This window comes from Mitsuaria sp. CC2 (genome assembly GCF_048957715.1).
In the GTDB taxonomy this organism is placed as follows: Bacteria; Pseudomonadota; Gammaproteobacteria; order Burkholderiales; family Burkholderiaceae_C; genus Roseateles.
Genome location: NZ_JARVXN010000013.1, coordinates 432,420 through 453,714 on the forward strand (window position 1 = coordinate 432,420; position 21,295 = coordinate 453,714).

The following is a 21,295-nucleotide window of genomic DNA, read 5'->3' on the forward strand; positions in this document are numbered from 1 at the left end:
GAAGGTTCAGGACGGTCAGCGGGTACTGCCTTTGTACTTGATCACCAGGAAGGCCGGGCCGAACAAGGGTACTTCCTTGTCGTAGGCAAAGCTGATCTTCACCTTGTCATCGACCTTGGTGATGATCAAGTCCGCCGGCTCGACGCTGACGATCGAATACTCGATGTCCTTGGTGCGCTGGAACTGGTTGCGCGCCTCCGCCACCGTCGGGGGCGCGTCTCGGGCGATCTTCTCGATCGCCCGCTGGATGGTGTAGTACTCCATCACCGTCGGCACCACGCGCAGCAGGATCACCGATCCGCCACCGATGATCACCGCCCAGAACATCAGTCCCAGCAGGCTGATGCCCCGTTGAATCTTCCGTGCCCTCATCACGCGTCGCTCCGGTGTTTGTCGTTGGAACAGAGTAGTCGATCGTCTGCCGGACTGGGGTCAGCCAGTGTGTCAGCCGAAATTATTGGATACGCCCGATGCGCTTCAGGCTGCCGAAGTTCATCCAGACCACGAAGGCGCGGCCCACGATGTTCTCATCCGGCACGAAGCCCCAGAAGCGCGAGTCCATCGAGTTGTCCCGGTTGTCGCCCATCATGAAGTAATGGCCGGCCGGCACCTTGCAGGTCACGCCTTCCAGCGTGTACTTGCAGTTCTCGCTGTACGGGAAGTCATATTGCTTGCGGATGTTGCCCTGCGACTGCACGTCCACCAGGATCTGGTGTTCGACCGCCCCCAGCTTTTCCGTGTAGCGCGGCCGGAAGCGCATCGAGCTCGGATCCTCGTCGAAGAACTCGCCCTGCGACACCGTCTCGACCTGCTTGCCGTTCACGTACAGCTTCTGGTTCAGGTAGGCGATCTCGTCGCCGGGCAGGCCGACGGCGCGCTTGATGTAATCGACGCTGGGCGTCTGCGGGTAGCGGAACACGACCACGTCGCCGCGCGCCACGTCGTTGTTGTCGATGATCTTCTTGTTGATCACCGGCAGCCGCACGCCGTAATGGAACTTGTTGACCAGGATCAGGTCGCCGATCAGCAGCGTCGGCACCATGGAGCCGGACGGGATCTTGAATGGCTCGAACATGAACGAGCGAAGCAGGAAGACGATCAGGATCACCGGGAACAGGCCGGCGGTCCAGTCCAGCCACCAGGGCTGGCGCAGGATCTCCTCGCGGGCGCCCTCGACGTCGCCGTCGACGCGCTGGATGCCCTGCGCGGCCAGCGACGCGCGGCGCTGTTCGTCGTTCTTCGCCAGTTGCGCCGCCGCGCGTTCGCGCGAGGGCTGGAAGTGGAAGCGCTCGGCCAGCCAGTACGCCAGCGTCACCGTGGTCAGGATCAGCAGCAGCAGCGAGAAGTTGCCGTTCCAGTAGCCCTGGTACCAGCCGCCCAGGTAGGCGATCAGGGTCACATACAGCAACCCGGTCAGTGCGCTCATGGCTTTCATGCGGAAACTTATTCTTCGACTTGGAGGATGGCCAGGAAGGCTTCTTGCGGCACCTCCACCGAACCGATTTGCTTCATGCGCTTCTTGCCGGCCTTCTGCTTCTCCAGCAGCTTGCGCTTGCGGCTGATGTCGCCGCCATAGCATTTTGCCAGCACGTTCTTGCGCAAGGCCTTGATGTTCTCGCGCGAGATGATGTTGGCGCCGATGGCCGCCTGGATGGCCACGTCGTACATCTGGCGCGGGATGATCTCGCGCATCTTGGCCGCGACCTGACGTCCGCGGAACTGCGACTGTGCCCGGTGCACGATCAGCGACAGCGCGTCGATGCGGTCGCCGTTGATCAGCATGTCGACCTTGACGACGTCGGAGGCGCGGTATTCCTTGAACTCGTAGTCCATGGACGCGTAGCCGCGCGAGACCGACTTCAGCTTGTCGAAGAAGTCCAGCACGATCTCGGCCAGCGGGATCTCGTAGGTCAGCATGACCTGGCGGCCGTGGTACGCCATGTTCAGCTGCACGCCGCGCTTCTGGTTGGCCAGCGTCATCACCGCGCCGACGTACTCCTGCGGCATGTACAGGTGGACCGTCACGATGGGCTCGCGGATCTCGGCGATCTTGCTCTGCTCCGGCATCTTCGAGGGGTTCTCCACCTCGATGACTTCGCCGTCGCCCAGCTGGACCTCATAGACCACGCTGGGCGCGGTCGTGATCAGGTCCTGGTCGAATTCGCGCTCCAGGCGCTCCTGCACGATCTCCATGTGCAGCAGGCCGAGGAAGCCGCAGCGGAAACCGAAGCCCAGCGCCTGCGAGACTTCCGGCTCGAAACGCAGCGACGCATCGTTCAGCTTGAGCTTCTCCAGCGCGTCGCGCAGCTGGTCGTATTCGCTGGCTTCGGTCGGGTACAGGCCCGCGAACACCTGCGGCTGGATCTCCTTGAAACCGGGCAGCGCCTCGGCGGCCGGGCCCAGGTTGTTCGGCAGCTTCTTTTCCAGCGTGATGGTGTCGCCCACCTTCGCCGCGGACAGTTCCTTGATGCCGGCGATGATGAAACCCACCTCGCCCGCGTTGAGCTGGTCGCGCTTTTCCGACTTGGGCGTGAACACGCCCAGGTGTTCGGCCGGGTAGATGGCGTTGGTGGCCATCATGCGGATGCGCTCGTTCTTCTTGAGCGTGCCGTCCACCACGCGGACCAGCATCACGACGCCGACGTAGTTGTCGAACCAGGAGTCGATGATCATCGCGCGCAGCGGGGCCTCGACCGTGCCCTTGGGCGGCGGCATGCGGGCGATGACGGCCTCGATGATCTCGTCGATGCCCATGCCGGTCTTGGCGGAGCACGGGATCGCATCGGTGGCGTCGATGCCGATGACTTCCTCGATCTCCGCCTTCGCGCCGTCCGGATTGGCGGAGGGCAGGTCCATCTTGTTCAGGACCGGCACGACCTCGACGCCGAGCTCCAGCGCGGTGTAGCAGTTGGCCACCGTCTGCGCCTCGACGCCCTGGCTGGCGTCGACCACCAGCAGCGCGCCTTCGCACGCGGACAGCGACCGGCTGACTTCATAAGAGAAGTCCACGTGTCCCGGGGTGTCGATCAGGTTCAGGTTGTAGACCTGTCCGTCCGCCGCCTTGTATTGCAGCGCGGCGGTCTGCGCCTTGATCGTGATGCCGCGCTCGCGCTCGATGTCCATCGAGTCCAGCACCTGCGCTTCCATCTCCCGGTCGGACAGCCCGCCGCAGCGTTGGATGATCCGGTCGGCCAAGGTGCTCTTGCCGTGGTCGATGTGGGCAATGATGGAGAAATTGCGGATGTGCTTCATGGACTCGGACGGAGACCGCGCGCTGTGTCCGCCACCTCAAGCGCGCTCGAGCGGAGCACGCTGATGCATGCTGAACATGCTGGGGACGGTCGGTCGGGGCGGTGATGCAGGGACCTTCGCAGGACCTGAGCAAGACATAAAAAAAAGGCACGTCTAAACGGTGACGCGCCTTCCAACAAAACGTATGGCAACTGCTTGTTGGGCTTTCATTGTAGCCAAAAGCCCCGCCCTGGAAACCGCATGGATGCGAGCTTCTCGCGCGTTGCCCTTCGCCAACAGCAATTTTGTACACAGGTTATCCACAAAACGCGGGGACATCCTGTGGATCGCTGAGCCCATCAAAATGATGCCTTCCGATTCACCGTCGGAACAGCGACAAAGCTGCCCGAACGCGGCTTGATTGTAGCGGAGCGGGGCACCAATACCCCGTCTATCCCCGCCTTGGTCACAACCGTTAGCAAGCACCAACCGACGACGACTTGTGCACCGCGTCGCGGTCCGCCGGATGAATTTTTCCGCATTGCGGAAAGCCCCAGGCCGGCGGTGGGTTGACGGTGCCCGATTCAGCCTTTGCCAGGCTTGAGCACGACGTAGGTCGCCACCTCGCCGCGACGCACCAGCATCTGCAGCGATTTGCCCTTCTCCAGCTTGGCCAGCGCCGCCTGGAACTGCTTGACCGTCTTCACCTCGGCGTTGTTCGCCGAGAGGATCACGTCGCCGGTCTTCAGACCGGCACGGGCGGCCGGGCCGTCCACGGTATCGATGCGCAGACCGCCGTCGACCTTCAGTTCCTTGCGTTGCGCCTCGGTCAGTTCGGTGACCGTCAGACCCCAGGCCGAAGCGCCGGTCGCCGCGGGCGCCTCCGCTTCCGGCGTCGCCGCCGCGCGGTCGTCGGGCAGCGCGTCGAGCGTCGCGGTCAGGTCCTTGTAGGCGCCGCGCCGGAACACCTGCAGCGGCACCTTGGTCCCGGGCTTGGTCGCCGCGGCCAGGCGGCGCAGGTCGACCGCCTTCTCCACGGTCTTGCCGTCGAACCTGGTGATCACGTCGCCGAGCTGCAGTCCGGCCTTCTCGCCGGGACCTGCCGGCGTGATGCGGCTGATCAGCGCGCCTTGCGGCTTGCCCAGGCCGATGGCCTCCGCGACTTCCTTGCTGACGTCGTCCGGATAGACGCCCAGCATGCCGCGCGTCACGCGGCCGCCGGCGCGCAGCTGGTCGGCCACGCGCATGGCCTCGTCGATCGGGATCGCGAACGAGATGCCCATGAACCCGCCCGACTGGCTGTAGATCTGCGAGTTGATGCCGACCACCTCACCGCGCAGGTTCAGCAGCGGACCGCCGGAGTTGCCCGGGTTGATCGCGACGTCGGTCTGGATCAGCGGCAGCAGGTCGCCGGTGTCGCGCGCCTTGGCGCTGACGATGCCGGCCGTCACCGTGTTGTCGAAACCGAACGGCGAGCCGATGGCCATCACCCATTCGCCGACCTTGAGCCGGCTGACGTCGCCCATGCGCAGCATCGGCAGGTTGTTCGCATCGACCTTGAGCACCGCGACGTCGGTGCGGCGGTCCAGGCCGACCACCTTGGCCTTGAACTCGCGCTTGTCGGTCAGCGTGACGGTCACCTCGTCGGCATCGTCGACGACGTGCGCGTTGGTCATCACGAAGCCGTCCGCGCCGATCACGAAGCCCGAACCCAGGCCGCGACGCTGCGGCGCGTCCTCGTCATCCTCGTCGTCCGGGGTCGGCGCGGGCGCCGCGCCGGGCGGCGTGCGGCGCTGCGGCGGCACGGGAATCCCGAAGCGGCGCAGCAGTTCGCGCATCTGGTCGTCGATCTGCGCATTGGCGACCTTGACCTTCTCCGAGGTCCGGATGTTGACCACGGCCGGCCCCACCTGTTCGACCAAGGCACTGAAGTCCGGCAGCGCGCGCGCCAGTTCCGGGGCGGCGACGGGCACCGACGCGGTCACCGGGGTCGCGACGGTGGCGGTGGCAGCGGGCGCCGCAGGCTTCGTCGCGGTCTGGGCCGCTTGTGCGGCCGCGCCGAGCGAGGCGCTCATCAAGGTGGCGCCGGTGAGCGCCAGCGCGAGACGTCGAAGGGAACAGGGGCGATCGGAATTGAGCATGAACACTCGCAGGTGGCGATGCAAAAACGGAAGGCCCACATCATGCCCGGAATTCAGAAACGACATGGTGTCAGCCTGCAGCGAGAAAGAGGTGGAGCCTGAGCGAGGCCCATTGCGCCTCGTGCGCGCGTCGCGACAACGCGATCCAGCGCTCGCGTGGCGTGCGACCACGAACACCTTCCGCATCAGTGACGGCGTTCAGCCGCAGCAGCATCCATTGTTCGAGGTCGATGACGACGTCCGGCGAAACGGCAAGCGGCTCTCCCGCGTGCTGCCACCACCACTGCGCACCGTCCCATCGCAGCACGGCCTGCGCCCGTGACCGGACCGGCAACGCGGCCCCCGCCACGGCGGCGAGCAGGATCGCCGCCCACGCGACCATGCCGTCGGCGACACCGGCCTGGAGCAAGGCCGCGATGATCGCCGCCGCCACGCCGCCGCACAGCACCGCGCGCTGCACGCGCACCCAGCTCGCATCGTCCGTCAATGAAAAACGCCGGGCAGTGGCCCGGCGTGATGTCGATCGGTCCGGCGTCATGGGGCGCCGTCCGTCTCGTGCGCGATCTGCTGGAGGTGCTCGACCTGATCAGCAGATCCGCGGTCAGATCCGCTTGAAGATCAGCGTGCCGTTCGTGCCGCCGAAACCGAAGTTGTTCTTCGCGGCGTACTCGATCGGCATCTTCCGCGCCTCGTTGGCACAGTAGTCCAGGTCGCACTCGGGATCCTGGTTGAAGATGTTGATCGTCGGCGGAGCGACCTGGTCATGCAGCGACTTGACGGTGAAGACGGACTCGATGCCGCCCGCGCCGCCCAGCAGATGGCCGGTCATCGACTTGGTCGACGACACCACCAGGCCGTTCTTCGCATGGTCGCCGAAGGCCTTCTTGATCGCGTTGGTCTCGTTCGCATCGCCCAGGGGCGTGGACGTGCCGTGCGCGTTCATGTACTGGATCTGGTCCGCGTTCAACCCGGCGTTGCGCAGCGCGTTGCGCATCGAGCGCGTCGGGCCGTCCACGTCGGGCGCGGTCATGTGGTACGCGTCGGCGCTCATGCCGAAGCCGACCAGCTCCGCATAGATCTTCGCGCCGCGCTTCTTGGCGTGTTCGTACTCTTCGAGCACCAGCACGCCGGCGCCCTCGCCCAGCACGAAGCCGTCGCGATCCTTGTCCCAGGGGCGGGACGCGGTCTTGGGGTCGTCGTTGCGGGTGGACAGCGCGCGGGCCGCGGCGAAACCGCCGACGCCCAGCGGCGACACCGTCGATTCCGAACCGCCGGCGACCATGACGTCGGCGTCGCCCGCCTCGATCATGCGTCCGGCGGTGCCGATGCTGTGCAGACCCGTGGTGCACGCCGTCACGATGGCCAGGTTCGGGCCCTTGAACCCGCACTTGATCGAGACGTGACCCGAGATCATGTTGATGATCGATGCCGGCACGAAGAACGGACTGACGCGGCGCGGGCCGCGGCTGGTCAATTCCGCGTGGGTCTCCTCGATCATCGGCAGACCGCCGATGCCGGAGCCGACCAGCACGCCGATGCGTTCCGCCAGTTCCGGGTCGAGCGCGTCGCCGGTGGGCAGACCCGCGTCGCGGATCGCCTGCAGCGAGGCCGCCAGCCCGTAATGGATGAAGGTATCCATGTGGCGGGCTTCCTTCGCGGGGATGTAGTCATCCACCTTGAAGTCCTTGACCTCTCCCGCGAAATGGCAGGCGAGGACCGAGGCATCGAAACGGGTGATGGTGTCGATGCCGGACTTGCCAGCCACGATGTTGGCCCAGCCTTCCTCGACCGTGTTGCCCACGGGCGAGATCAGGCCGAGACCGGTGACGACGACGCGACGACGGCTCATGCTGCTTGCTTACGCCTTCTGGTGCTTGACCGCGTAATCGATGGCCAGCTGCACGGTGGTGATCTTCTCGGCCTCTTCGTCCGGGATCTCGATGCCGAACTCGTCTTCGAGGGCCATCACCAGTTCCACGGTGTCCAGAGAATCAGCGCCCAGATCGGCGACGAAGGCCTTTTCATTGGTCACATCGGCTTCGGGCACGCCGAGCTGCTCGGCGATGATTTTCTTGACACGTGCTTCGATATCGCTCATGACTCCTCCAGGAGGGGGTGGTTTGCTAGAACAACCCGGGATTCTAAGGCCTTAGAGTGGCGCCCCTAGTCGGACCTCCCGAGGCGCGCCTTCCACGACGGAGACGGCGCGCGCTCGCACTCTATCAGCCCTACACCGGCCGGGTGAATCCGGTGGGTGGGCCGCCCGCACCACTGGCGCGGGACGGGATCCACCTCAATTCATGTACATGCCGCCGTTGACGTGCAGCTCCACGCCCGTGATGTAGCTGGCCTCCGGGGAAGCCAGGAACGCCACGGCATGGGCGATCTCGGCCGGATCGCCCAGGCGGCCGGCCGGGATCTGGGCCAGCAGCGCGGTCTTCTGCGCCTCGGGCAGCACCTCGGTCATGTCGGTGGCGATGAAGCCGGGGGCGACGCAGTTGACGGTGACCGATCGGCTGCCGAGCTCCCGGGCCAGGGCACGCGTCATGCCCGCGACGCCGGCCTTGGCGGCCGCGTAGTTGGCCTGGCCGGCGTTGCCGGAGGCGCCCACCACCGAGGTGATGTTGATGATGCGGCCATAGCGCTGCTTCATCATCGGGCGCATCACGGCGCGGCTGGCGCGGAACACGGCCTTCAGGTTGGTGTCCAGGACGGCGTCCCAGTCCTCGTCCTTCATGCGCATGGACAGCTGGTCCTTGGTGATGCCGGCGTTGTTGACCAGCACCTGGATGCCGCCGTCCTGCTTGACGATCGCATCGATCAGCGCATCGACGGCCGCGCCGTCGTTGACGTTCAGCACCGCGCCGCGGCCGCCGTGCGGCGCCAGGGCCTCGGTGATGGCCTGCGCGCCGGACTCGCCGGTGGCGGTGCCGATCACGGTGAAGCCCTTCTGGGCCAGCGTCAGCGCGATCGCACGGCCGATACCGCGGCTGGCGCCGGTCACCAGCGCCACGTGCTTGCTGTCGGACTTGCTATCGGACTTGCTATCGGACGTGTTGTCGGACATGAGGAACCTCGGGGGGAATTCGGAAGGAGGAGACCGCAGTGCCTGCGGCGACTCAGGCCAGCAGCGCCTTGACCTCGGCCAGCGAGGCGGGGTCCAGCACCGTGGCGCTGACCAGCTCGGCGTCGATGCGCTTGGCCATGCCGGCCAGCACCTTGCCGGGGCCGCATTCGATGACGGTACTCAAGCCGCGCGCCTTGAGCGCCTGCATGACCTCGACCCAGCGCACCGGACCGAAGGCCTGGCGGAACAGCGCGTCGCGCAGCGCCTGGGCGTCGTCGGTCACGGCGACGTCGATGTTGTTGATCACCGGGAAGGCGGCGGCCTGGAACGACACGGCGGCGAGCTTCTCGCGCAGACGTTCGGCGGCCGGCTTCATCAGGCTGGAATGGAAGGGCGCCGACACCGGCAGCGGCAGTGCGCGCTTCGCACCGGCGGCCTTGAGGGCCTCGTTGGCCTTCTCGACGCCCGCCTTCGAACCGGCGATCACCGTCTGCTTCGGATCGTTGAAGTTGACGGCCTCGACCACCTCGCCCGATTCGGCGGCGATCTTGTGGCAGACCTCGCGGACCACCGCAGCGTCCAGGCCCAGAATGGCCGACATCGCGCCGGTGCCGACCGGCACGGCTTCCTGCATCGCCTGCGCGCGGAAGCGCACCAGCGGCAGCGCGTCGGCCAGGCTGAGCGCGCCGGCGGCGACCAGCGCCGTGTACTCGCCCAGCGAGTGGCCGGCGGCGGCGGCGGGGACCAAACCAGTCTCGGCGATCCAGGCGCGGTAGCAGGCGATGCCGGCGGTCAGCATCACCGGCTGGGTGTTGGTCGTCAGGTCCAGCTGTTCCTTCGGGCCGTCCTTGATCAGCGCGGCGATGTCCTCGCCCAGCGCGGCCGAGGCCTCGGCCAGCGTGCGCACCACTTCCGGGTGATCGCCCCAGGCGTCCAGCATGCCGACCGACTGCGACCCCTGCCCGGGGAAGACGATTGCGAAGTTCTTGCTCATGGTTCGAGTCCGAGACGATCCAGGAGGATCTGGGAGGAAGAAGAGGCGCGCGCGACCGACGCGCGGCCTCTGGCGTGCCGCCGCTGCGCGCGCTTCCGGCTGCCGCGAAGGAGGCGGGAAGTGGCGCCTGGACGGCGTCGGAAGTCGGGAATCAGAAGTCCAGCAGCACCGCGCCCCAGGTGAAGCCGCCGCCGACGCCTTCCAGCATCACCGTGTCGCCGCGCTTGATCTTGCCGGCGCGCACCGCAACGTCGAAGGCCAGCGGGATCGACGCGGCGGAGGTGTTGCCGTGCTCGTCGACGGTGGCGATCAGCTTGTCCAGCGGCATCTTCAGCTTCTTGGCCGTGCCTTGCATGATGCGGATGTTGGCCTGGTGCGGGATCAGCCAGTCGATATCGGCATCGGTGCGGCCGGCCTTGTCGAGGACCGAGCGGGCGACCTTCTCCAGCACGCCCACGGCCAGCTTGAACACCGCCTGGCCGTCCATCTTCAGCAGCGGATGGCCGAGGACATCGCCGCCGGACACGGTGCCCGGCGTGCAGAGGATGTCGGCATGGCGTCCGTCGGCATGCAGTTCGCTGGCGAGGATGCCGGGCTCGTCGCTGGCACCGACGACCACGGCGCCGGCGCCGTCGCCGAACAGCACGCAGGTCGTGCGGTCCTTGAAGTCGAGGATGCGCGAGAACACCTCGGCGCCGACCACCAGCGCCTTGGTGGCGGCACCGGTCTTGATCATCGAGTCGGCGACCGTCAGCGCGTACACGAAGCCCGAGCACACGGCCTGCACATCGAAGGCGGCGCAGCCGTGGATGCCGAGCTTCTGCTGCAGCAGGCAGGCCGTCGAGGGGAACACCATGTCCGGCGTGGATGTGGCGACGATGATCAGGTCGATCTCGTCGGCGCGCACGCCGGCCGATTCGAGCGCGGCCTGCGCGGCCGGCAGGGCCAGGTCGCTGGCGGTGACCTGCGGATCCGCGAAGTGACGGGCGTGGATGCCCGTGCGTTCGACGATCCAGTCGTGCGAGGTTTCAATCCCGTCGCGGGCCAGGCGGTCCGCCAGGGCGGCGTTGGTGACGCGGTTCGCGGGCAGGTGGCTGCCCGTACCGAGGATGCGGGCGTGGCGCGTGGAAGCAGTGGTCATGCAGCGTGGGCGGCGGCGGCCGCCGTGTCTCCAGCATCGCCGCCTTCCTCGTTGGCAGGCGCGGGAAGCGCCTGCAGCGTCGCGACGATGCGATCGTGAACCCGGTCCAGGAGCCGGTTGCGGGCCGCATCATACGCCCGGTTCAATGCCTGCTCGAAGGCGAAGGCATCGGCGGAACCGTGGCTCTTGAAGACCAGGCCGCGCAGGCCCAGCAGCGCCGCGCCGTTGAAGCGGCGATGGTCGACGCGGTCCTTGAATCGCTGCAGCACCGGCATCGCCAGCAGCGCGATGACCTTGGTCCACCAGTTGCGGGTGAACTCCGCCTTGATGAAGCTGGAGATCATGCTGGCCAGCCCCTCCGCCGTCTTCAGCGCCACATTGCCGACGAAGCCGTCGCACACGACGATGTCCGTCGTGCCCTTGAAGATGTCGTTGCCCTCCACGTTGCCGTGGAAGTTCAGCTGGTCGTGCGAGGCGGCCTCGCGCAGCAGTTCGCCGGCGCGCTTGATCGTCTCGTTGCCCTTGATCATTTCCTCGCCGATGTTCAGCAGGCCGACCGTCGGGTTCTCCTTGCCGTCCACCGCCGACACCAGCGCGCTGCCCATCACGGCGAACTGCAGCAGGTGTTCCGGACCGCAGTCGACGTTGGCGCCCAGGTCCAGCACCGTCGTGAAGCCGCCGATCTGGTTGGGCATCACGGTGGCGATGGCCGGGCGGTCGATGCCTTCCAGCGTTTTCAGCAGGTACTTGGCGACTGCCATCAGCGCGCCGGTGTTGCCCGCGGAGACGCAGGCATGCGCCTGAGCGGGCGTGCCGTCCTTGGCCGGCTTGAGCTGCGAGAGCGCCACCCGCATCGACGAATCCTTCTTGCGCCGCAGGGCGACTTCGATGGGATCGTCCATGCTGACGACCTCGCTGGCCGCGACGATGCGCGTGCGGGGCCAGCTCGCGGCGGCCTTGAGCGCCTCCGGCAGGCCGACCAGCACGAGCTCCGCATGCGGATGCGCGGCGAGGAAGGCCTGGCAGGCAGGGAGGGTGACGGCGGGGCCGTGGTCGCCGCCCATGCAGTCCACCGCCAGGCGGAGCGGCTCGGCGGAGGGCGATGAGCGGGTGGCGGGAATTGCGGTCATCGAAACCTGAGAAGAACACCGGTCGAAGGTGCGACTGTAGCGACCCCGCAAGAAGCGTGCGCGACAACGGGCGGCTGCCGGAAGAAGGGGGCGCCCGTCCGGGGGAGGGATCGGAGAAGGATCAAAAACGCGAAAGCCCGGCGACGCGTGATGCGGAACCGGGCTCTACTTGTTTGTGCGACCAGGCGGAGGCCTCGGGGAGCCCTCCGGACCGGCTGATCGAATCGATCAGGCGGCGTCGGCCTTGGTCTTCAGCACCTTGCGGCCACGATAGAAGCCGTTGGGGCTGATGTGGTGGCGCAGATGCACTTCACCGGTGGTCGGCTCGATCGCGGTGCCCGGGGTGACCAGGGCGTTGTGCGAGCGGTGCATGCCGCGCTTCGAGGGGGACTTCTTGTTTTGCTGAACGGCCATGGTTGATTCTCCTAAAGGCTTCGGCTGGCTGGTGATTCGAGGTTGCTCGGGCTCTCGAGAGAACTCGAGCTGTACCGCGGATCCGACAAGGATGTTCCGCTACCGACGCCTCGGTCCCGGGCCGCACGGCCACTCCGATACATTCGGGTGGAACATTCGGGTGGACGCACTTCGATCCGGGAAAGCCGGAAACTATAGCACAGCACCGAACCGGTGTCACGCCTTGCCGCCGGAGCCCTTCTTCAGCGCCGCCAGCGCGGCGAACGGATTGGGACGTTCTTCCGCCGGCAGTTCGTCTTCCTCGATGTTCGCGTGCGGCAACGGCTCCGGGCAGACCTCGTGGCGCGGCACGACCGGCAAGGTCAGGAGCAGTTCGTCCTCGACCAGCTCGCGCAGATCCAGGTGGCGCGGGAGCGCCAGGACGTCGTCGTCGGAGTCCATGTCCATCTCCGCCGCCATGTCCTCGTCCTTGACGAAGCGGAACCAGCGCGACACCGTCAGGTCCTCGCGGACCGGCTGGAGGCAGCGCTGGCAGGTCACCGCGACCTGCGCTTCGGCGGTCAGCTCGAGCCACGCCTGCGGCTCGCCGCCCTTGGGCGTGCGCAACTCGCCCTGGGTGGACCAGGACACGGGCGGCCACTGGGCCGGATCGGACTCGGGCGCGGCCGCTTCGGCCAGGCGCGTCAGGCTGGTCGCGGGCCACTCGCCCTCCAGCGTGCCGCCCTCCCGGGCAAAGACTCCGACATCGAGCTTCAATGGATCGAACGAACGCGGTTTCATGGGGCGCAAGTGTACGAGCGGCCTCCGCCCCGATGGGACAATCCCGGCTCATGACCGCTGCTTCCCCGCTCGTCCGCCCGCTTGTCCTGGGCTCCACCTCCCGCTACCGGCGAGAGTTGCTGGAACGGCTGCGGTTGCCGTTCGAGACGGCGGCCCCCGACGTCGACGAGACACCGCTGCCGGCCGAAGCGCCCGAGGCCCTCGCCCGCCGGCTGGCGTTGGCCAAGGCCCGCGCGGTCGCGAAGCGCTTCCCGCAGGCGCTCGTGATCGGGTCGGACCAGGTCGCGGACCTGGACGGCCGACCGATCGGCAAACCTGGCACGCACGAGCGCGCCGTCGAGCAGCTGCGCGCCATGCGTGGCCGCACCGTCGTGTTCCAGACGGCGCTGGCCGTGGTCTGCGAAGCGACCGGCTTCGTCGCACAAGACCTGGCCCCGGTACGCGTCCGCTTCCGCGAGCTCAGCGATGACGCCATCGAGCGCTATCTCCGCGCCGAACAGCCCTACGACTGCGCCGGCAGCGCCAAGGCCGAAGGCCTGGGCATCGCACTGCTGGACGCGATCGAATCCGACGACCCGACGGCGCTGATCGGGCTGCCGCTGATCCGCACCGCCGCGCTGCTGCGCCAGGGCGGGCTGGACGTGCTGAGCCTGCTGCCCTGAACCGGCTTTCCTGAACCCGTCCTCCGAGAACAACCATGACCCGCGGCCGCCTCTTCCTCGTTCCCAACACCCTCGACTTCGGCATGAACGGCCAGGAGGTCGACCTGCGCGAAGTCCTGCCCGACGCGGTGCTCGCGCGGGCCGCGGCGATCACGCACTGGGCCGCAGAGAACGCGAAGACCACCCGCGCCTTCCTGAAGCGTGTCGGCGCGATCCATCCGCTCGCGGTGCCCTTGCAGGAGCAGCACATCGAGGAACTTCCCCGCCCGGCCAAGGGCCGCGGTCAGGCGGCCGGCGCGGTCATCGCCTCGTCGAGTGAAGAAAAGCTCTGGCTGGCGCTGCTGGAGCCGGCCATGGTCGGACACGACATCGGCCTGATCTCCGAGGCCGGCATGCCCGCGATCGCGGATCCCGGCGCGAAGCTGGTCGCCGCCGCGCACGCGGCGAAGGTGCAGGTCGTGCCGCTGACCGGACCGAGCTCGCTGCTGATGGCCCTGGCGGCCAGCGGCCTGAACGGACAGAGCTTCGCCTTCGTCGGTTATCTCCCGCTCGACGCCGCCGAGCGGACCGCGCGCATCAAGGCGCTCGACGCCTTCTCGGCGCGCGAGCAGCAGACGCAATTGATGATCGAGACGCCCTATCGCAACGGCGCGCTGCTGCAGGCGCTGATGTCCGCGCTGAAGCCGGGCTCGCTGCTGTCGGTCAGTTGCGGACTGAGCCTGAAGGACGCGTGGACCTACACGGCGACGGTCGAGCAATGGCGCCAGGCGCCGAAGTCGCTGCCGGACAAGGTGCCAGCGGTGTTCGCGATCCTCGGCGCGCGGTGATCAGGATTCGCTGTCGGCCGTGACCGGCGGACGCTTGGCGCCGAACAGCGCGGCGACCTTCCTCTTCGGCTTGATGTTGGCCGACAGGCCGCCACGCGGCGCGTTGGCCGCGCCCTTTTCCCAGGCCGGCGCATCGCCGCCCTGGGTTGCCTCGTAAGGCTTGTCGAACAGCGGGTCGTACGCCTGACGCGGCGCGCGCGACGGCGCATGCGAATGCGACCCCTGCGAGCCGTAAGCCTCGTCGCGGCGGTCCTCGCGCTCGCGACGGAAGTCGCGACGCTCGCCGCCGCCCTCGCCTGGCGACGCGCGCTCGCCCCCACGATCGGAGCGATCGGCGCGCGGGCCGCGATCACTGCGTTCGCCCCGGTCGCCGTCGAAGCGGCGACGCTCGCCCTCGAGCTCGATCGGCTCCAGGTCGAGCTTGCGCTTGATCAGCTTCTCGATCTCGCCGACCAGGCGCGCATCGCCTTTGGTCACCAGCGTGAAGGCCAGGCCCGAGGCGCCCGCGCGTCCGGTACGGCCGATGCGGTGGACGTAGTCCTCGGCATTGAAGGGGACGTCGAAGTTGAAGACGGCCGGCAGGTCCGCGATGTCCAGGCCGCGCGCGGCCACGTCGGTCGCGACCAGCAGGTCCACCTCGCCGCGCTTGAACGCCTCCAGCGACTTCAGGCGCTCGTCCTGCGACTTGTCCCCGTGCAGGGCGGCGGTCCGCAGGCCGTCACGCTCGAAGGTGCGGGCCAGGCGCGCCGCGCCGAGCTTGGAATTCACGAACACGATCGCCTGACGGATCTCGCGCTGGCGCAGCAGCTGCTTGACCGCGGCGCGCTTGTCGTCGTCGTCGACGCTGAAGAAGCGCTGCTCCACGGTGGAGGCCGTGGCGTTCGGGCGGGCGACTTCCACCAGTTCCGGCTCCTGCAGATAGCTCTGCGCCAGGCGCTTGATCTCGGGCGAGAAGGTCGCCGAGAACAGCAGGGTCTGACGTGCCTTGGGCAGGTAGCTGAGGATGCGCTGCAGGTCGGGCAGGAAGCCGATGTCCAGCATCCGGTCCGCCTCGTCGAGCACGACGTACTCGACGTGGTTGAGCACGGCGTTTTTGGCTTCGATGTGGTCGAGCAGCCGGCCCGGCGTGGCGATCAGGACCTCGACGCCGGCCTTGAGCTGCAGCGTCTGCGGCTTCATGTCGATGCCGCCGAAGACGCAGGCCACGCGCAGGTTGGTGTGCTTGGCGTAGGCCTTGACGTTGTTGGCGACCTGGTCGGCCAGTTCGCGGGTTGGGGCCAGCACCAGCGCGCGCACGGGGTGGCGGGCCGGGGACATCGAGGCGTTCTCGTGCTTGAGCATGCGCTGCAGCAGCGGGATCGAGAACGCGGCGGTCTTGCCGGTGCCGGTCTGGGCGGCGCCCATCACATCGCGGCCGGAGAGGACGATCGGGATCGCCTTGGCCTGGATGGGCGTCATCGTCGCGTAGCCCTGATCGGACACGGCGCGCAGCAGCTTGGGGTCCAGCGGCAGCGTGTCGAAAAGAGGGTTGGGCGTCGGGGTGGTTTCTGTCATAAGCGGCGGATTATCCTCCAACGCCCCGAAAGCCCCGGGAAACCACCGATCCGCGCACGCGGACCGTTGCGGGATCACTGCGCCGAACGATCGGTCAGCTTGCGCTGGTCGCCGCGGAATACCATCCACTTCGGGGTCCGGAACCGCACGATGCGCCAGTACAGCGCGACATAGGCGATGCCGAACAGCACCATGCAGCCGGCGATCATCGGCGTCGAGTCCCAGAACAGCAGTGCCGGTGCCAGCGACGACAGGCACAGCGTCCAGAGATAGGGCGCCGTCATCGAATTGCGGCGCGTCATCAGGCGCGCATCGCGTGCGCCAATCGCCCAGCGCATCAGGCGGCGGTAGATCAGCGAGTGCAGGTGGATGCCGTCCGGATCGCCGGGGCTGGTGTTGCGCAGGAAGCGGCGGCGGTAGATGGAGAAGACCGTCTCGAACACCGGGTAGATGCACACCATCAGCGCGAACAGCGGCGACACCTGCGGATGGCGGTGGATCAGCAGGATGGCGATCTCCGCCAGATAGAAGCCCATGAAGTACGCGCCGCCGTCGCCCAGGAAGATCAGGCCGGCGGGATAGTTCCAGACGAAGAAGCCGAGGATGGCGCCCACGCCGGCGAGCGCCCAGAGCGCGAGTTCGGTGTCGCCGACCTGGTAGGCCACGTAGGCGAGGGTCAGCAGCATCAGGCTGACGCACATCGAGGACAGGCCGTTGAAGCCGTCGATGATGTTGACCGAGTTGGCCACGCCCGCGACGACGAAGATGGTGATGATCACGGCGCCGACGGTGGTTCCGACGATGAAGTCCAGGCCGGGGATGTCGGTGCGCGAGATCATGGCCTGCAGGAGCCAGCAGCCGAGGCCGGCGGAGATCGCGGTGGCGATCAGCCGCTCGCGCGGGGAGACCTTCTTGGTGAAGTCCTCGATCAGGCCGGCGGCGAAGGCGGGCAGGCCGCAGAGCAGCAGCAGCAAGCCGGTGCGGGCCTGGGGGTGCTTCAGGAAATAGGCGAGCGCGACCATGCCGCACAGGCCCGCGAAGATCCCGACGCCGCCGATGCGCGGCACGGGGCGCGCATGGAACTTCTGCGGGCCGGACAGGTCGTGGTCCGCAGAAAAGTGGCCATGCACCGTCGACGAATGAACGACGTAGAGCGTGATCGCCGCCGCCAGCGCGAACGGGATGAGCAAATACAACATGGGCGGCAGTGTAACGACCGGCTTCGGGGCGGCGGCGGTTTTGGCGCAACAGTGCTGCCATAGAATGCGCCGCTGGTCGCTCCGACACCCTGGTCATCAGGTCCGTCGCGGGCGGCCAAGTTCATCTGAGACGAGATCACGCATGGAATATCGCGCCCAACGCGCCCCTTCGCCGGTGTCGACGACTCGCGCCCGCCCTTCCTTCGCAAAGCCCGTGCTGGCGGTGCTGGCCGCCTGCCTGATGGCGGCGCCGGCCTTTGCGCAGGTGCAGACGGGTTACGGTCAAACCACTTCGGACCAGGGCGCAGAACTGTCGGGGCCTGTCCGGCTGAACTCGACGAACCGCACGTCGCAGGACGCGGCCCAGCAGCAGCAACAGCAGCAAACGGGACAGTCCTCGCAGAGCCGGTCGCCTCGGTATGTGCCGGGCGAATTCGAGATCTACGTCAACAAGCTGCTCGGCATCGATCTGAAGGACCCGGAGGTCATCGACCAGTTGAAGCGCGCCGAGTCCGAAGTCTACGAGTCGACGCAACGTACCCAACAGCAGTCGCAGAACTTCACGCAGACCAAGATGGTCACCCCCGACATGGTGATCCGCCGCATCGGCGCGGACCTCATGCTGGACGAGCAGCGCGGCCCCAACGGCGAGGCCGATGGCCCTCGTCAGGCGCCGGCGGACTATCTGATCGGAGTGGGCGACGAAATCCAGGTCACCGCATGGGGCTCGGTCGATGCCGACCTGCGGCTGACCGTCGACCGTGCCGGCCGCGTGACGATCCCGCGCGTCGGACCGGTGCTGGTGGCGGGCGTGCGCTACGGCGACCTGAACGAGGTGGTCCGCGCGCGCATCGCCCAGGTGTTCAAGAACTTCCAAGTCAGCACCTCGCTGGGCAAGCTGCGCACGATCCGCGTCTACGTCACCGGCTTCACCGCGAAGCCCGGCGCCTACACCGTCAGCAGCCTAGCCACGATCGTCAACGGCCTGATCCGCGCCGGCGGTCCGTCGGCGGCAGGCAGCTTCCGCCAGATCGAACTGCGCCGCAACGGCCAGGTCGTCGCCAACTTCGATGCCTACGACCTGCTGCTCAAGGGCGACAAGGCGAGCGACCGCGCGCTGCAGGCTGAGGACGTGATCCACATTGGCCCGATCGGCCCGCAGGTGGCGGTGCTGGGCAGCGTGAACAAGCAGTCCATTCTCGAACTCAAGCCGAATGAGACGGTGGACGATGTGCTCGCGATGGCCGGCGGCTTCAGCGCCGTTGCCGACCGCTCGCGGGTCTCGATCGAACAACTGAGCGAACGCAACGCTCGTCGCTTGCGGGAGTTGGAGTTCCCCGCTCAGTTGAAGACGGCGGTGACCAACGGCGACGTCATCCGTGTTTTCAGCAGCGTCAACACGGCGCTGCCGCTGGGCAAGCAATACAAGCGCGTGACGGTGGAGGGCGAAGTCGCCCGTCCCGGCGAATACGTGATGCCGCCGACGAGCACGTTGCAGGACGCCATCGCGGCCGCCGGCGGCCTGACGTCGCAGGCCTATGTGTTCGGCACGGACTTCTCGCGTGAGAGCGTCCGTCAGTCTCAGCAGGAGAACTACGACCGGGCCCTGCGCGACCTGGAGACGGAGTTCACCAAGAACAGCAGCACGCAACGCGCGACCACGGCCGACGAGGCCGCCGGCAACGCTCAGCGCGCCGCCGGCACCGAGCGGCTCGTGGCGCGCCTGCGCGCCGTGCGACCGACGGGTCGTGTGGTGCTGCAGCTCGAGTCCGATGCGCGCGCGTTGCCGACATTGACCGTCGAGGATGGCGACCGCTTGCTCATCCCGTCCAAGCCCACGACCGTGGGTGTCTTTGGCAGCGTGTTCAACGCGGGCAGCTTCCTGCTCCAGAGCAACGCCTCGGTCGACGACGTGATGAAGCTGGCCGGCGGACCGACCCGCGGGGCCGACGCCAGCGGCGCCTTCGTGATCCGTGCGAACGGAACGGTGGTCAGCGCGCGCCAGTCGAGCAGCGGCTGGCTGGGCTTCGGCTCCAACCTCGCCGGCCTGCCAGCGCTTCCGGGCGACACGGTCTTCGTGCCGGAGCAGATGAATAAGTCGACCTTCATCCAGGACGCCAAGGACTGGACACAGATCCTGGCCAACTTCGGCCTGGGCATCGCGGCTCTGCAGACGATCAAGAACTGACGCCATGTCGACGAGCAACTCTTCCGCCCACATCAGCGCCACGGCTTCGCAGGACGACATGGATCAGGACGGCATCAGCGTCTCCGAGTTTGTCGCGATCATTCGCCCGCACTTTCGCAAAATCGCCGCGCTGGCTCTGGCCGGCGGAGCGATCGCCTACGGCATCTCGCACCTGATCGCCCCCACCTTCACTGCCCGCGCAGTCATCGTCAGTCCGCAGCAGCAACAGAATGCCGCCGCCGCCGCGCTCGCCTCGTTGGGCAATCTGGCCGGACTCGCAGGCGGATCCTCGGCGCTCAAGAGCCCTGCGGACCAATACGTCTCGATCATGCAGAGCGTCACCGTCGGCAATCGGATCATCGACCGCTTCAAGCTGATGGATCTCTACGCCGCGAAGTTTCGCGTCGATGCGCTGAACGGCCTTTCAGACAACGTCCGGATCAGCACAGGCAAGAAGGACAACCTGATCACGATCGAGGTCGACGACAAGGATCCCGCCCGTGCGGCCCAGATGGCCAACGCCTATGTGGAAGAACTGCGCTGGGTGACCAACAACCTGGCGCTGACGGAAGCGCAACAGCGTCGGGCGTTCTTCCAGCAGCAGCTGCAGGAGACAAAGGGCGCGCTGCAGACTGCTCAACTGGCGGTGCAGAAGACCGGTTTCACGGCCGGGGCACTGAAGAGCGAGCCCAAGGCCGCGGCCGAGGCCTACGCGCGAACGAAGGCGGACATTGCAGCAGCGGAAGTCCGGCTCGGTGTCCTTCGCAAGAGCCTGGCAGACAGTGCGCCGGAAGTGCAACAGCAGGCAACCCTGCTGTCGGGCTTGCGCGCCCAGTTGGCCGCATCCGAACGTCCGCTGGATGCGGGCAGCAACCAGGACTACGTCTCCGCATACCGGGAGTTCAAGTATCAGGAAGCGCTGTTCGAGATCTACGCCAAGCAACTTGAACTTGCAAAGATGGATGAGGCGCGTGAGGGCACATTGATCCAGGTGTTGGACGCAGCGACGCCGCCTGAACGCAAGAGCAAACCTCGGCGTGCCGCGATTGCCGTCACAAGCACGATCGTGGTCGGACTTCTGCTCACGGCAATCTTCGGTATTCGCGGCCTGCGTCGCCGCTACTCATCCGTCTGAGGCGCTGTCGGCCTTCGCGCCGAGCGTGTTAGAGTGCCACCCGTTCAACGCCTGAACGGGCAACTCTTGGCTGATCCCACGCCTTCTGAAAACGAGCTGGACTATGCCCTGCTGCGGCAGCTCGAGGACAAGACTCACAGCAACCAGCGCGACCTGGCCAAGCGATTGGGCGTGAGCGTCGGGAAGGTCAACTACTGCATGCGCGCGGTAATCGATCGGGGCTGGGTGAAGGTCAACAATTTCCGCCGCGTGGACAACAAGCTGGCCTATGTCTATCTGCTGACCCCCAGCGGCGTGCACGCCAAGATGCGCCTGGCTCGCCGCTTCCTGGCGATCAAGGAAGCGGAGTTCGAACAGCTTCAGCACGAGATCGAGGCCCTGCGGAAGGAAGTTTCGCGTCGGGACAACGACACAGACGCGCCCTCTTTCGCGAAGCCCCGGCGACGCGACACGGGCCGCTGAGCCCTCTCATCGCGACCCAAGCAGCGAAAGTCATGATCGACCTGAATCAGTTTGCTCATTCCCTGGACCAGTTGGAAATCGTCCACCATGACCACCTGTCGTGCGTGCGCAAGACTTTCCGTTCCGACCTGAACCGCGCTCAGCGCAATGTCGCCAAACAGCGGCATTTCCGTCCGCTGTACACGGGACTGGCCCGCGTCGGGGCCGCCGAGGTCCTCGATTTCCGCGTTCACGACGACCGAGCTGAACTGCTGATGCCCTACGTCGAAGGCATGACCGGGCACATGTTCCCGGTCCATGCGACCCGCAACATCGCGCACACGCTTAGCATGTCGCTGTCGACTCTGCTGTACGCGGAGCTCAACGACAG

21 protein-coding genes are annotated in these 21,295 nt (G+C 66.9%); 6 read left to right on the forward strand and 15 right to left on the reverse strand.

Annotated features, from left to right (window positions below; translation table 11 throughout):
* Nucleotides 1-15 precede the first annotated feature (15 nt).
* The 13 genes from PV762_RS09640 to PV762_RS09700 all read right to left on the reverse strand — a co-directional run bounded on the left by PV762_RS09640 (nt 16) and on the right by PV762_RS09700 (nt 12,898).
* Entirely contained in the window at nt 16-372 is a 357-nt protein-coding gene (locus PV762_RS09640; RefSeq protein WP_421034805.1) for a DUF4845 domain-containing protein, read from the reverse strand.
* 82 nt (nt 373-454) lie between these two features.
* Nucleotides 455-1,426, reverse strand: coding sequence for a signal peptidase I (lepB, locus tag PV762_RS09645; protein WP_421034806.1), 972 nt, complete (start codon nt 1,424-1,426; stop codon nt 455-457).
* 17 nt (nt 1,427-1,443) lie between these two features.
* Nucleotides 1,444-3,252 carry a translation elongation factor 4 gene (gene lepA, locus PV762_RS09650; protein ID WP_421034807.1) on the reverse strand — a complete coding sequence of 603 codons (1,809 nt, stop codon included), beginning with the start codon at nt 3,250-3,252 and terminating at the stop codon, nt 1,444-1,446.
* A 563-nt stretch (nt 3,253-3,815) separates the two neighbouring features.
* A complete protein-coding gene (locus tag PV762_RS09655; protein ID WP_421034839.1) occupies nt 3,816-5,306 on the reverse strand; it encodes a DegQ family serine endoprotease in 1,491 nt (496 codons plus the stop codon).
* Between the two features lie 136 nt (nt 5,307-5,442).
* Nucleotides 5,443-5,910, reverse strand: a complete 468-nt coding sequence (locus PV762_RS09660) for a hypothetical protein (protein WP_421034808.1) — start codon at nt 5,908-5,910, stop codon at nt 5,443-5,445.
* Between the two features lie 63 nt (nt 5,911-5,973).
* Nucleotides 5,974-7,221: a beta-ketoacyl-ACP synthase II gene (gene fabF, locus PV762_RS09665; RefSeq protein ID WP_421034809.1), complete on the reverse strand. Its 1,248-nt coding sequence runs from the start codon at nt 7,219-7,221 to the stop codon at nt 5,974-5,976.
* A gap of 9 nt (nt 7,222-7,230) precedes the next feature.
* Entirely contained in the window at nt 7,231-7,470 is a 240-nt protein-coding gene (gene acpP / locus PV762_RS09670; RefSeq protein ID WP_058936430.1) for an acyl carrier protein, read from the reverse strand.
* 195 nt (nt 7,471-7,665) lie between these two features.
* Nucleotides 7,666-8,439, reverse strand: a complete 774-nt coding sequence (gene fabG, locus PV762_RS09675; RefSeq protein ID WP_421034810.1) for a 3-oxoacyl-ACP reductase FabG — start codon at nt 8,437-8,439, stop codon at nt 7,666-7,668.
* Between the two features lie 52 nt (nt 8,440-8,491).
* Nucleotides 8,492-9,433, reverse strand: a complete 942-nt coding sequence (gene fabD / locus PV762_RS09680; RefSeq protein WP_421034811.1) for an ACP S-malonyltransferase — start codon at nt 9,431-9,433, stop codon at nt 8,492-8,494.
* A 151-nt stretch (nt 9,434-9,584) separates the two neighbouring features.
* Nucleotides 9,585-10,574: a beta-ketoacyl-ACP synthase III gene (locus PV762_RS09685; protein WP_421034812.1), complete on the reverse strand. Its 990-nt coding sequence runs from the start codon at nt 10,572-10,574 to the stop codon at nt 9,585-9,587.
* On the reverse strand, nt 10,571-11,704 hold the full coding sequence (gene plsX / locus PV762_RS09690) for a phosphate acyltransferase PlsX (RefSeq protein ID WP_421034813.1): 1,134 nt from the start codon (nt 11,702-11,704) through the stop codon (nt 10,571-10,573). Before plsX ends, PV762_RS09685 begins: the two co-directional genes overlap by 4 nt.
* A gap of 228 nt (nt 11,705-11,932) precedes the next feature.
* Nucleotides 11,933-12,118: a 50S ribosomal protein L32 gene (gene rpmF, locus PV762_RS09695; protein ID WP_067065736.1), complete on the reverse strand. Its 186-nt coding sequence runs from the start codon at nt 12,116-12,118 to the stop codon at nt 11,933-11,935.
* A 216-nt stretch (nt 12,119-12,334) separates the two neighbouring features.
* Nucleotides 12,335-12,898: a YceD family protein gene (locus PV762_RS09700; protein ID WP_421034814.1), complete on the reverse strand. Its 564-nt coding sequence runs from the start codon at nt 12,896-12,898 to the stop codon at nt 12,335-12,337.
* Nucleotides 12,899-12,948: 50 nt separating this feature from the next.
* Here PV762_RS09700 and PV762_RS09705 point away from each other — a divergent pair, with 50 nt between their 5' ends.
* Together PV762_RS09705 and PV762_RS09710 are read left to right on the forward strand one after the other, a co-directional pair.
* Nucleotides 12,949-13,560: a Maf family nucleotide pyrophosphatase gene (locus PV762_RS09705; RefSeq protein WP_421034815.1), complete on the forward strand. Its 612-nt coding sequence runs from the start codon at nt 12,949-12,951 to the stop codon at nt 13,558-13,560.
* Nucleotides 13,561-13,595: 35 nt separating this feature from the next.
* Nucleotides 13,596-14,387: an SAM-dependent methyltransferase gene (locus PV762_RS09710; protein WP_421034816.1), complete on the forward strand. Its 792-nt coding sequence runs from the start codon at nt 13,596-13,598 to the stop codon at nt 14,385-14,387.
* On the opposite strand, the gene PV762_RS09715 is transcribed toward PV762_RS09710, so the two are convergent.
* Both PV762_RS09715 and PV762_RS09720 read right to left on the reverse strand, forming a co-directional pair.
* Nucleotides 14,388-15,941 (reverse strand): DEAD/DEAH box helicase, encoded by a 1,554-nt coding sequence (locus PV762_RS09715; protein WP_421034817.1) that lies wholly within the window; start codon nt 15,939-15,941, stop codon nt 14,388-14,390. It lies immediately after the preceding gene.
* A gap of 74 nt (nt 15,942-16,015) precedes the next feature.
* Complete coding sequence (locus PV762_RS09720) at nt 16,016-17,140, reverse strand: MraY family glycosyltransferase (protein WP_421034818.1); 1,125 nt, start codon at nt 17,138-17,140, stop codon at nt 16,016-16,018.
* Nucleotides 17,141-17,282: 142 nt separating this feature from the next.
* Here PV762_RS09720 and PV762_RS09725 point away from each other — a divergent pair, with 142 nt between their 5' ends.
* The 4 genes from PV762_RS09725 to PV762_RS09740 all read left to right on the forward strand — a co-directional run.
* Entirely contained in the window at nt 17,283-19,328 is a 2,046-nt protein-coding gene (locus PV762_RS09725; RefSeq protein ID WP_421034819.1) for an SLBB domain-containing protein, read from the forward strand.
* A gap of 4 nt (nt 19,329-19,332) precedes the next feature.
* Complete coding sequence (locus tag PV762_RS09730) at nt 19,333-20,463, forward strand: Wzz/FepE/Etk N-terminal domain-containing protein (RefSeq protein ID WP_421034820.1); 1,131 nt, start codon at nt 19,333-19,335, stop codon at nt 20,461-20,463.
* A gap of 66 nt (nt 20,464-20,529) precedes the next feature.
* A complete protein-coding gene (locus PV762_RS09735; RefSeq protein WP_421034821.1) occupies nt 20,530-20,925 on the forward strand; it encodes a MarR family EPS-associated transcriptional regulator in 396 nt (131 codons plus the stop codon).
* Between the two features lie 32 nt (nt 20,926-20,957).
* Nucleotides 20,958-21,295, forward strand: a 338-nt coding sequence (locus PV762_RS09740) for a hypothetical protein (protein WP_421034822.1), incomplete at its 3' end; no start/stop codon positions are given.